This window comes from Bifidobacterium stellenboschense (genome assembly GCF_000741785.1).
GTDB classification, from domain to species: domain Bacteria; phylum Actinomycetota; class Actinomycetes; order Actinomycetales; family Bifidobacteriaceae; genus Bifidobacterium; species Bifidobacterium stellenboschense.
On record NZ_JGZP01000007.1, the window covers coordinates 62,913 to 75,796 of the forward strand.

The following is a 12,884-nucleotide window of genomic DNA, read 5'->3' on the forward strand; positions in this document are numbered from 1 at the left end:
GCGTTCTAAACGAAAGCCTCGGAACCGCAGTGTTCCGAGGCTTTCGTCATATTCAAACCCAATCTCGCTGAGCGAGTCGGCTCTTGTGTGGGTGACCACCCTCAGTCAGCCTGTGGCTGACAGCTCCCGCCGGCGGGAGCAAAGCATCGTCTCGCTTCGCGAGTCTGTTGTTGTGGGGTGGCCACCCTCAGTCAGCCTGTGGCTGACAGCTCCCGCCGGCGGGAGCAAAGCATCGTCTCGCTTCGCGAGTCTGTTGTTGTGGGGTGGCCACCCTCAGTCAGCCTGTGGCTGACAGCTCCCGCCGGCGGGAGCAGAGCATCGTCTCGCTTCGCGAGTCTGTTGTTGTGGGGTACTACCCTCAGTCAGCTTGTGGCTGACACAGCTCCCGCCGGCGGGAGCAAAGCATTGCCTCGCGCAGCGAGTCCGGCTCCTGCGGGGATGTCGTCTCGCGGGGCGAGTCCTTCTTTTGCCCCCGCTGGCGGGGGCTGTCGGCGTAGCCGACTGGGGGTGGTCGACGGAAGCGACCAGAGGACTCGTCAAGAAGACCGCGCATCTCATCGCAGAGTTGCGATACTGGCATGGAACCGTTATGACGGTATTCTGGTACTCGTTGTGGTATCGACGAGGGAGCCTGGAAATTGAGTATTGATGAGATCTTCGCGCGTATCGTCACTGAATCGGTAGACAAGCGCGAGCAAGGCACGCGTTTCGAGCATGCCGTGGAGTTCTTTCTCGAACACGATCCCTCATGGCTGGAACGTATCACGCAGGTATGGTTGTGGGACGAGGCGCCCACGAACAGCGGGAAGATGGACACGGGCATTGACCTGGTCGCCGAGGATGAGGACGGTTCGTATTGGGCGATTCAGGCGAAGTGCTACTCGAAGCCGAAGCTCGCGGCAGGTGATGTGTCCACGTTCTTCATGAACGCGTTGGCCGACGAGAGATACCAGCATTACATGATTGCCGACACGACCTCCGGATATACGAGCGTGCTGGAGGAGTTCATGCTGTCACATCCCGGCATGGATATGGTGCGTTTGGATCTGGATACGATGCGCGAATCGAATCTCGATTGGGGCGCGTTCATCGACGGTACGGAGTCCTCGACCCGTGTGACCTATGATCCGCGTCCGCATCAGCGTGAGGCCATCGACGCGGTGAAGACCGAGCTTACCGAGCATGACCGGTGTTCGCTGGTGATGGCGTGCGGCACCGGCAAGACCTTGACCTCGCTGCGGCTCGTGGAGGAGCAGGTGGGGGAGGGCGGCACGGTCCTGTTCCTGGCGCCGTCGATCAGTCTGGTGTCGCAGTCGATGCGTGACTGGGTGAACCAGACGCGTTGCCGTATCAACGTGTACGTGGTGTGCTCGGACGGTAAGGCCAGCAAACTGTCGAAGTCGGACCGGGAATCCTATGGCCAGTTGACGGACATCCCGTTCCCGGCGACCACGAATCCGGAGACGGTCGCCAACCGGTTCAAGCCACGCGAAGACGCGTTGAACGTGGTGTTCTCCACGTACCAGTCGATCCAGGTCATCCACGATGCGCAGGAATTGGGCCTGCCCGCGTTCGATCTGACGATCTGCGACGAGGCGCACCGCACCACGGGCGTGATGGACGGTGAGGCCGCGTTCCAGAAGATTCACGACGCCGGTTTCGTCCATTCCGAGAAGCGTCTGTACATGACGGCCACGCCCCGCATCTACGGTGAGGGGGCGAAGAGCAAGGCCAAGGAAGGCGCGATCGAGATCGCCAGCATGGACGACGAGAACGTGTACGGGCGCATCGCGTACCGGCTGAGCTTCGGCAAGGCCGTGGATCTTGGATTGCTCACGGACTACAAGATCGTGGTCATGCAGGTCGCGGAAAGCATGATGGGTTCGGTCATGCAGAAGCAGTACGGTGCGAAGGACTCCGAGATTCCGTTGGATGATGCAGCCAAGTTCGTGGGCTGTTGGAAGGCCTTGTTCGACCGGCGTCATTCCAAGAGCGTGGACGAGCTTGTCTCGCGCGGCCGGCACGCGGCCGAGACCGCGCCGGACGATTCCAAACGCGTCCTGCATCATGCGATTGCGTTCGCCGCGAGCATCAAGGACTCCAAGGCGCTTTCCGCGAAGTTCCGCACGGTCATCGACGATTACACGCGCAACCTCGAGGACACCGACGCGAACAGGGACGTCATCGCCGCGAACCACGAGGTGCACGTGGAGATCGACCATGTGGACGGCGGTATGGACGCCGCCACCCGCCGCGGCAAACTCGACTGGCTGGCCGCCAAGACCGCGGACAACGAGTGCCACATCCTGTCGAACGCGCGCTGCCTCGCGGAGGGCATCGACGTGCCCGACCTGGACGCGGTCATGTATCTCAACGCCCGGCGCAGCAAGGTGGACATCATCCAGTCCGTCGGTCGCGTCATGCGCAAGTCTCCCGGCAAGGAATACGGATACATCATCATCCCTGTGGTCATTCCGCTGGGCGCCGACCCTGACACGATCCTTTCCTCGGGCGTGTACGAGGTGGTCTGGCAGGTCGTACGCGCCCTGAGAAGCCACGACGAACGGTTGGACGCGATCATCAACGCCGCCGCGCTCGGCGATGAGGACTCGCTGAAGCGCATCATCGAAGTCGAGGTGTTGGACGAGTCGAAGCTGCGCAAACGCAAGCGCGGCGGCAAACCGCTTGACGGCGGCTCCGGCGTCGGTGGCGGCGATGATCCATCGGGAGGAAGCGACAACGGCGACGAACCCGGCGACGGCAACGGGCCGGATGACGGCAAGGGTTTCCAGCCGGAGTTCGATTTCGAACTGGGCGAGATGGCGAAGGCCATCAACGCGCAGATCGTGCGCAAGTGCGGTACGAAGATCTACTGGGGCGAATGGACCGACGACATCGCCGCCATCACCCGCCGCCGCGCCGAAGCCATCTACCAGTTGGTCGACCAGACCGGCCCGGCGCGCGACAATTTCCTCGAATTCGTGGACGGGTTGAAGGACAGCCTCAACCCCGGCTACACGGAGGTGGACGCCATCGCCGTGCTCGCCCAGCACGAGGTCACCAAGCCGATCTTCCAGACCCTGTTCACCAACAAGGAGGTCATCGACCACAACCCCATCGTCCGCGGCCTCGACCGCACCATGGGCGCCCTGTATGCGGCTGGCCTGCCAAGCATGGCGGACAACCCGACGCTGCGTGACCTGTACGCGTCGGTGCGTCTGTCCGCGAGCCAGTTGGAGACGGACGTCGCCAAGCAGAACCTCATCAAGGAGATCTACAACGAGTTCTTCACCAAGGCGTTCAAGGACACCGCCGATTCGCTCGGCATCGTGTACACGCCTGTCGAGGTCGTCGACGCCCAACTGCACATGGTCCAGCGCGCGTTGCAGCGCGAGTTCGGACAGTCATTGGGTTCGCGTGGCGTGCACGTGTTGGACGGGTTCGCGGGCACTGGCACGTACATCTGCCGTCTCATCGAGGACGAGACGCTGATTGACACGGCGGATCTGCCGTACAAGTACGCGCACGACCTGCACTCCAACGAGATCGTGCCCCTGGCCGCCACCATCATGGACATCAACATCGAACAGTCGTACCACAAGCGCGTCGGCGGCGACTACCAGCCGTTCCCGGGCGCGCTGTTGACGGACACGTTCCAGATGCACGAGGACGGCGACACCCTGGACGACGCCGTGTTCACCGAGAACACGGAGCGCATCAAGGAACAGAAAGCCTTGCCGATCAAGGTCATCGTCGGCAACCCGCCATACCGTGCCGGCGACGTCGGCCACACCGGCACCGATACCCAGAAATACCCGACCCTCGACAGACGGGTCGAGGAGACCTACGTCGCGAGCTCCGACGCGAACAACAACAACTCGCTGTACGACCACTACATCCGCGCGTTCCGCTGGGCGTCCGACCGCATCGGCGACTCCGGCATCGTCTGCTTCGTGTCCAACGGAGGATGGCTCACCGGAGCGTCAGGGGCCGGTGTACGTCGATGCTTCGCCAACGAGTTCAACTCGATCTACGTGTACAATCTGCGCGGCAACCAGCGCACTTCAGGAGAGGAATCCCGACGCGAAGGCGGCAAGATCTTCGACTCCGGCTCCCGCGCCACCATCGCCATCACCATGCTCGTCAAGAACCCCGCATCCACCGAGTATGGCGCCATCCACTACCGGGACATCGGCGACTACCTCACCCGCCAACAGAAACTCGACATCCTTAAGGACGCCGTGACCGACGACCCCGAATGGCTTCAGCTCACGCCCGACAAGCACGGCGACTGGATCAACCAACGCGACGACAGCTACACCACCTTCATCCCCACCGGAGTACAGGACGGAAGCAAGAAACTCCCCACCGGCCTGTTCTCCATCTGGTCCAGGGGATTGGCAACATGTCGTGACGTATGGGCATGGAACATGTCACTGCCCGCCCTGCAGTCAAACATGAGCCGTCTGCTCGACGACACCAATCACGCCATCGAACGGCATCACGCGGACGGGACGCCCCTGGAACAGGACACCACTCGGTACAGCTGGACACGACGATTGCAAGACTACGCCGACAAGGGCACCACGGTCCCGTACGATCCGGAACATTGCGTACTAGGCGTGTACCGCCCGTTCTGCAAACAATGGGTGTATTTCGACTCGTTCATGAACGAAAGGACCTACCAGCAGCCACGCATTTTCCCGATCGCCGGAGGCGATCGGGCGAAAGGACCTACCAGCAGCCACATTTCCATTCAAAGCCCCCACCGGGAAAATGCGCCGAACGAAATGACCTACCAGCAGAGTTCCCCTCAATGCTTGGAAAACACAGTCATCATCTCGTCGGTGACGAACAAGCGTGACTACACCTGCTTCATCAGCGACATACTTCCGGACCTGCACGTCGATCCGGATGCTACCCAGTGCTTCCCGTTGTACCGCTATGAGAAGGTCGAACCGTCGGACGATGACAGCCTGTTCTCCGAGTCGGACATGTCCGGTGCGGACGAGCACGGCTATATCCGTCATGACGCGATCACCGACACGGGGCTCAGGGTGTTCCGTGAGGTGTATCCGAACCTGCGCATCGACAAGGAGGATATCTTCTACTACGTGTACGGCGTGCTGCACAGCCCCGAATACCGGCGCCGGTTCGCGAACAACCTCAAGAAGGAACTGCCGCGCATCCCGCTCGCCAAGGACTTCAAGGCGTTCATGAAGGCCGGACGCGCCCTCGCGCACCTCCACCTGGATTACGAGTCGGTGGACCCGTGGCCGGTCATGGAGGTCGGCGATGGCGCGAACCCGGGGCGTACTGAGAAGATGACGTACCCGAAGAAGGTCAAGGACCCGGAGACCGGCAAGAAGGTGCCCGACCGTACGGTGCTCAGGGTCGCGGAGAACCTGACCATCGAGGGCATCCCATTGCGCGCGTACGAGTACGTGGTCAACGGCAAGAGCGCGATCGGCTGGCTCATCGATAGGTATAAGGTCACGACCGACAAGAAGTCCGGCATCGTCAACGACCCGAACGACTACTCGGACGATCCTCGCTACATCGTGGACCTCGTGGAGCGGGTCGTCCGCGTGAGCATGGAGACGTTGGACATAGTCGACGCCCTGCCGGCTCTGGAGGAGCTGCCCCAGCCCGCCGACTGGCCCGCCGCGTGGAAGTGACCAGCGGCGGCAACCACCCTCAGTCAGCCTGTGGCTGACAGCTCCCGCCAGCGGGAGCAGAGCATCGTCTCGCTTCGCGAGTCTGTTGTTGTGGGTGACCACCCTCAGTCAGCCTGTGGCTGACAGCTCCCGCCGGCGGGAGCAAAGCTGTGTCTCGCGGTGCGAGTCCGGTTTCTGCGGGGATGCCGTCTCGCTTCGCGAGTCTGTTGTTGTGCCCGACCACCCTCAGTCAGCCTGTGGCTGACAGCTCCCGCCAGCGGGAGCAGAGCATCGTCTCGCTTCGCGAGTCTGTTGTTGTGGGTGACCACCCTCAGTCAGCCTGTGGCTGACAGCTCCCGCCAGCGGGAGCATGATGCCGTCTCGCTTCGCGAGTCAGTTTCCTGCGCGGACACCGTCTCGCGGTGCGAGTCCCTTTTGCCCCCGCTGGCGGGGGCTGTCGGCGTAGCCGACTGGGGGTGGTCGGCGGCTGGTACTTCGGTCGGCAATCGGGACTTCGGCCTGTGGTCCGGAGATTACGGAATCGCCGGCATAGGACGAGATGCTCTTCTCGCTACTACACTTCGGAGCCATGCTTCCCTACAACAAGGCCAACGTGCCTCTCGCACGGCGGCTCCGCTCCAACGCGACCCCGTGGGAACGCAGACTGTGGGCCGAGTATCTCCGCGCGTATCCGCTGCGTTGGCAGCGGCAGAAGCCGATACTTGACTACATCGTCGATTTCTATTGCGATAAAGCCAAGCTCATCGTCGAGCTCGATGGCGGTGGACATTACACCGAAACACAACGCGATGCCGATCTGCGACGTACGCGCGAGTTGAACGGTCTCGGCCTCATGGTGTTGCGCTATACGAATCTCGATGTCGATCGTCACCTCGATTCGGTATGTCACGATATCGACAGGCATGTGCGGGAACGAGTGACGGTGTAGGGACGCCTGGACGGTAGTAATAGGTGCCCGACCACCCTCAGTCAGCCTGTGGCTGACAGCTCCCGCCAGCGGGAGCATGATACTGTCTCGCTTCGCGAGTCTGTTGTGCGTGGGTGACCACCCTCAGTCAGCTTGTGGCTGACAGCTCCCGCCAGCGGGAGCATGATACTGTCTCGCTTCGCGAGTCTGTTGTGCGTGGGTGACCACCCTCAGTCAGCCTGTGGCTGACAGCTCCCGCCAGCGGGAGCGGGATACCGTCTCGCGGTGCGAGTCCGTTTCCGGCGGGAGCGGGGGATTGTCTTGCGCAGTGAGTCCGTTTCCGCGGGGCGAGTCCGTGGCTCCGGTGACGATGCCTGTTTCGGTGGCGTGGCGCGGTAGAGGGGTGGTGGCATAATAGCCAAGGCAAATTTTGGGTAAGCCCTCGAACACTAGAAACATAGGTGAGACATCGTGGCACAGACTACCAATGACATCAAGAACGGTTCCGTCCTGAACCTCGACGGCCAGCTGTGGACCGTCCTCAAGTTCCAGCACGTCAAGCCGGGCAAGGGCCCCGCCTTCGTGCGCACCACCATCAAGAACGTGCTCTCCGGCAAGATCGTCGACAAGACCTTCAACGCGGGCATGAAGATGGAGTTCGAGACCGTCGACAACCGCAACCTCCAGTACTCCTACGAGGACGGCGACAACCTGGTCTTCATGGACATGACCACCTACGATCAGGTCTACGTGCCGAAGTCCATCGTCGACACCAAGTTCCTCCTCGAAGGTACCGACTGCATCGTGTCCTTCCACGATGAGACCCCGCTGAGCGTCGAACTGCCGGCCTCCGTCGTGCTGACCATCACCCACACCGAGCCGGGCCTGCAGGGCAACCGCTCCAACGCCGGCACCAAGCCGGCCACCGTGGAGACCGGCGCCGAGATCCAGGTCCCGCTGTTCATCAACGAGGGCGAGAAGGTCAAGGTCAACACCACCGACGGCTCCTACCTGGGTCGCGAGAACTGATTCGCGTTCCCGCGGATCACGTGAGTTCCAACCGGCAACCAACGATACGAAGGACGAGAGAGCTGCATGGCACGTTCCACCGCCCGTAAGAGGGCTCTGAACACGTTGTACGAGGCTGACGAGAAGGATCAGGACATCCTGTCCCTGCTCGACGAGCGCATTGAGACGCCCGGCGCGCAGACGCCGCTGCCCGAATACGCCATCGAGATCGTCAAGGGCGTGGCCGAGCACCTGAGCGAGATCGACTCCACCCTGGACGAGCACTCCACCGGGTGGAAGGTTCGCCGTATGGGTGTGATCGACCGCAACATCCTGCGTATCGCCGCATGGGAGATTCTCTTCAACGACGACGTGCCCGACAAGGTCGCCATCGACGAAGCGCTCTCCCTCGCGAAGACGCTGTGCGACGGGGATTCCCCCGCGTTCATCCACGGACTGCTGTCCGCTATCTGCACGGCCAAAGAAAAGCCGTTGGATTGATATTTTCTATTGACGCCTCCCCGCAACAAGGGAGGCGTTTTTATGAGGGCGTGGGCCGGGCGCGACAATCCGGCATGACGGCCGACCGGAACGGAAGACCATGCGTGTCCTGCGCGTGTGCGTCGGCGTTGGCCGATAACCTTAAGTACTGACGACCCGAGAACGAAAAGGGGGTTTTGGTGAGCGAGATCGCGAACTACGGCAAGGACGATGCCGTCCTTGTACTGGAAGATGGGCAGGTGTATGTGGGTGAACCCTACGGGGCCCATGGCGCGACCACGGGTGAGATCGTGTTCGCCACCGGCATGACCGGATACCAGGAGACGCTCACCGACCCGAGCTACGACCGTCAGATCGTCGTGCAGACCTTCCCGCACATCGGCGACACGGGCGTCAACCACGAGGATCCGGAATCCTCCCGCATCTGGGTGGCCGGCTACATCGTGCGCGAACCCTCCCCGAACGTGAGCAACTGGCGCGCCGAAGGCAGCCTCGACGGCGACCTCGAAGCCAACGGCATCGTCGGCCTCGCCGACATCGACACCCGCAAGCTGGTGCGCCACTTGCGTTCCGCCGGCGTGATGCGCGCCGGCATCTTCTCCGGCGACGCGCTGCTCGGCGCCGACGGCCGCCTCAAGACCGTCGACGAGCTGCTCGACGCCGTCAAGGCCACCCCGCAGATGCAGGGTCTGAGCCTGTACGACGAGGTCTCCACCAAGGAGGCCTACACGATCGAACCGTGCGGCGAGTTCGAAGGCAAGGAGCCGCTGTACACGGTGGCCGCCGTCGACCTCGGCATCAAGGCGATGACCCCGCACCGCATGGCCGAGCGCGGATGCCGCGTGCACGTCGTGCCCTCCACCATCACGTTCGATGAACTGACCGCCCTCAACCCGGACGGCGTCTTCTTCTCCAACGGCCCGGGCGATCCGGAGCAGGCCGGTCCGGAGGTCGAGCTCCTGCGCAAGGTTCTCGACGCCGGCTACCCGTTCTTCGGCATCTGCTTCGGCAACCAGCTGCTCGGCCGCGCGCTTGGCTTCGGCACCTACAAGCTGAAGTTCGGCCACCGCGGCATCAACCAGCCGGTCAAGGACCTCACCACCGGCAAGGTGGAGGTCACCGCCCACAACCACGGCTTCGCCGTCGACGCGCCGATCGGCGAGACCGTCGACGCACCGTTCGACAACGGCCGTTACGGCAAGGTGTTCGTCAGCCACATCGATCTCAACGACGACGTGGTCGAAGGCCTGCAGTGCGTGGACATCCCCGCGTTCTCCGTGCAGTACCACCCGGAGGCCGCCGCCGGTCCGCACGACGCCGCATACCTGTTCGATCGGTTCTGCGATCTTATGAAGAACAATCCGCGCGATTCCCGCGCCGACTCCAAGGAAGGTAAGTGATATGCCGAAGCGCACCGACATCAAATCCGTGATGGTCATCGGCTCCGGCCCGATCGTGATCGGTCAGGCCGCGGAGTTCGATTACTCGGGCACCCAGGCATGCCGCGTCCTCAAGGAGGAAGGCATCCGCGTCATCCTCGTCAACTCGAACCCGGCCACCATCATGACCGACCCCGAGATGGCCGACGCCACGTACATCGAGCCGATCGCCACGCCGATCCTCGAGCAGATCATCGCCAAGGAACGCCCCGACGCGCTGCTGCCGACCCTCGGCGGCCAGACCGCGCTGAACGCCGCGATGGCGCTCGGCGAGGCCGGCGTGCTCAAGAAATACGACGTCGAGCTGATCGGCGCGTCCCTCGACGCCATCGACCGCGGCGAGGACCGTGAGCTGTTCAAGAAGGTCGTCGACGAGGCGGGCGCCGAATCCGCACGCTCCCGCATCGCCCACACGCTCGCCGAAGTGGACCGCATCGCCGACGAGTTCGGCTACCCGCTGGTCGTTCGCCCGAGCTTCACGATGGGCGGCCTCGGCTCCGGCATCGCGCACGACGAGGAGGAGCTGCACCGCATCGCCGGCGCCGGCATCCACTACTCGCCGACCGACGAGGTGCTCATCGAGGAGGGCATCGAAGGCTGGAAGGAGTTCGAGCTCGAGCTCATGCGCGACCGCAACGACAACGTCGTGGTCGTCTGCCCGATCGAGAACGTCGACCCGGTTGGCGTGCACACCGGCGACTCCATCACCGTGGCCCCCTGCTTCACCCTGACCGACCGCGAGTACCAGAAGCTGCGCGACATCGGCATCGCCATCATCCGCGGCGTGGGAGTGGACACCGGCGGCTGCAACATCCAGTTCGCCATCCACCCGGACACCGGCCGCATCATCGTCATCGAGATGAACCCGCGCGTCTCCCGTTCTTCTGCGCTCGCCTCGAAGGCCACAGGTTTCCCGATTGCGAAGATCGCGACCAAGCTGGCCCTCGGCTACACGCTCGACGAGATTCGCAACGACATCACCCAGTCCACGCCGGCCTCCTTCGAGCCGACCATCGACTACGTGGTCACCAAGGTGCCGCGCTTCGCGTTCGAGAAGTTCCCGGGCGCCGATCCGACGCTCACCACGTCGATGAAGTCCGTCGGCGAGGCCATGGCGCTGGGCGGCAACTTCCAGGAGTCCCTCGGCAAGGCGATGCGCTCCATCGACAAGCGCCACATGGGCTTCAACTGGGATGGCCCGAAGCCGACGGCCGACGAGGTCGCCGAACTGCTCAAGGCGATCCACACGCCCACCGAGAACCGCTACCTTGAGCTCATGCGCGCCATCTGGGGCGGCGCCACCATCGAGCAGCTGTACGCGGCCACCAAGATCGATCCGTGGTTCCTCAAGCAGCTCACGCTCATCAACGAGACCGCCCAGGCGGTGCGCGAGGCCGAGACTCTGACGCGCAAGCTGCTGCGCCGCGCCAAGCTCGCCGGCCTGTCCGACCTGCAGATCGCGCACCTGAGGAACCTCGGCGACGAGGGCGAGAACACGATCCGCGAGCTGCGCTGGACCTACGGCCTGAAGCCCGTGTACAAGACGGTCGACACCTGCGCCGCCGAGTTCGACGCCGCCACGCCGTACTACTACTCCTGCTACGCGGACGAGTCCGAGGTCAAGCCGCGCGAACGCGAGGCCGTGATCATCCTCGGCTCCGGCCCGAACCGCATCGGCCAGGGCATCGAGTTCGACTACACCTGCGTGCACGCGGTGCAGGAGCTCGGCAAGGACTATGACACGATCATGGTCAACTGCAACCCGGAGACCGTCTCCACCGACTACGACATCTCCGACCGCCTCTACTTCGAGCCGCTCACCTTCGAGGACGTGCTCGAGATCTACGAGGCCGAGAAGCGCATGGGCCCGGTCAAGGGCGTCATCGTGCAGCTCGGCGGCCAGACGCCGCTGTCGCTCGCCGCGCGCCTCAAGGCCGCCGGCGTGCCGATCCTCGGCACCACCCCGGAGGCCATCGACCTCGCGGAGAACCGCGAGCTGTTCGGCGAGGTGCTCAAGAAGGCGAAGATGAACGCGCCGCGCTACGGCACCGCCCTGTCGCTGGAGGAGGCCCAGGAGGCCGCCCACTCGATCGGCTACCCGGTGCTCGTGCGCCCGAGCTACGTGCTCGGCGGCCGCGGCATGGAGATCGTCTACGACAACGCCCAGCTCGAGAAGTACGTGAACCGCGCCCTCGCCGAGGCCCAGGCCGATACGGTCGTCTCTGGCCGTCTGCCCTCCCCGCTGCTCATCGACAAGTTCCTCCAGGATGCCATCGAGATCGACGTCGACGCGCTGTTCGACGGCGAGGAGCTGTACATCGGCGGCATCATGGAGCACATCGAGGAGGCCGGCGTGCACTCCGGCGACGCCGCCTGCACGCTGCCGCCGTCCACGCTGTCCGACGACCAGATCCGCCGCCTGCGCGAAGGCACCTACGCGATCGCCAAGGGCTGCAACGTCAAGGGCCTGATCAACGTGCAGTACGCGTTCATGGCGAACACGCTGTATGTGATCGAAGCCAACCCGCGCGCCTCCCGCACCGTGCCGTTCGCCTCCAAGGCGACCGGCGTGGCGCTGGCCAAGGCCGCCGCGCGCATCATGGCGGGGGAGACCATCGCCGACCAGCGCGCCAACGGCCTGCTGCTGCCCAAGGGCGACGGCGGCGTCATGCACCGCGGCCAGCAGGTGGCGGTCAAGGAGTCCGTGCTGCCGTTCAAGCGTTTCCGTACGCCCGTCGGCAAGACCGTCGACATCCTGCTCGGACCGGAGATGCGCTCCACCGGCGAGGTCATGGGCTTCGACCGCGACTTCCCGCACGCGTTCGCCAAGAGCCAGCTCGCCGCCTACGAGGGTGGCCTGCCCACCCACGGCAACGTGTTCATCTCCGTGAACGACACCGACAAGCGCCAGCTGCCGCTCATGGCCGTGCGTCTCGTCGAGCTCGGCTTCACGATCTGGGCGACCGAGGGCACCGCCTCCGTGCTGCGCCGTTACGGCATCGACTCGAAGATCGTCGACAAGATCTCCACCCGCGTGGACTCCGATCCGGAGGCGCCGGTGAAGGTCGTGCACGCCGAAGGCTCGATCGGCAAGAACGTCGTCGAACTCATCGAGGACGGCGCGATCGACATGATTCTCAACACGCCGAACTCGCGCGGATCGCGCTCCGACGGCTACTCGATTCGAGCCGCCGCCATCGCCGCCGACCTGCCGCAGTTCACGACCATCACCGAGTTCTCCGCGGTGCTGCTGGCCATCGAAGCGGTCAAGCGCAACGACTACCAGATCATGAGCATCCAGGAGCACTCCAAGCAGCTGTTCGCGTTGGAAAGCAAGGATTTCTGATCAAC

Annotated in this window: 6 protein-coding genes; all 6 read left to right on the forward strand. The window is 63.6% G+C overall.

The window, feature by feature from the left end:
• Nucleotides 1–638 precede the first annotated feature (638 nt).
• Complete coding sequence (locus tag BSTEL_RS03065; RefSeq protein ID WP_051922804.1) at nucleotides 639–5,678, forward strand: type ISP restriction/modification enzyme; 5,040 nt, start codon at nucleotides 639–641, stop codon at nucleotides 5,676–5,678.
• 568 nt (nucleotides 5,679–6,246) lie between these two features.
• The gene (locus tag BSTEL_RS03070) at nucleotides 6,247–6,606 is read left to right on the forward strand and encodes an endonuclease domain-containing protein (protein ID WP_034526988.1); all 360 of its coding nucleotides are present in this window, start codon (nucleotides 6,247–6,249) and stop codon (nucleotides 6,604–6,606) included.
• A gap of 450 nt (nucleotides 6,607–7,056) precedes the next feature.
• Complete coding sequence (efp, locus tag BSTEL_RS03075; protein ID WP_034526990.1) at nucleotides 7,057–7,614, forward strand: elongation factor P; 558 nt, start codon at nucleotides 7,057–7,059, stop codon at nucleotides 7,612–7,614.
• A 66-nt stretch (nucleotides 7,615–7,680) separates the two neighbouring features.
• Nucleotides 7,681–8,094 carry a transcription antitermination factor NusB gene (gene nusB / locus BSTEL_RS03080; RefSeq protein ID WP_034526993.1) on the forward strand — a complete coding sequence of 138 codons (414 nt, stop codon included), beginning with the start codon at nucleotides 7,681–7,683 and terminating at the stop codon, nucleotides 8,092–8,094.
• Between the two features lie 179 nt (nucleotides 8,095–8,273).
• The gene (gene carA, locus BSTEL_RS03085) at nucleotides 8,274–9,494 is read left to right on the forward strand and encodes a glutamine-hydrolyzing carbamoyl-phosphate synthase small subunit (RefSeq protein ID WP_420796390.1); all 1,221 of its coding nucleotides are present in this window, start codon (nucleotides 8,274–8,276) and stop codon (nucleotides 9,492–9,494) included.
• A 1-nt stretch (nucleotide 9,495) separates the two neighbouring features.
• The gene (gene carB, locus BSTEL_RS03090) at nucleotides 9,496–12,879 is read left to right on the forward strand and encodes a carbamoyl-phosphate synthase large subunit (protein ID WP_034526998.1); all 3,384 of its coding nucleotides are present in this window, start codon (nucleotides 9,496–9,498) and stop codon (nucleotides 12,877–12,879) included.
• Nucleotides 12,880–12,884: the final 5 nt, after the last annotated feature.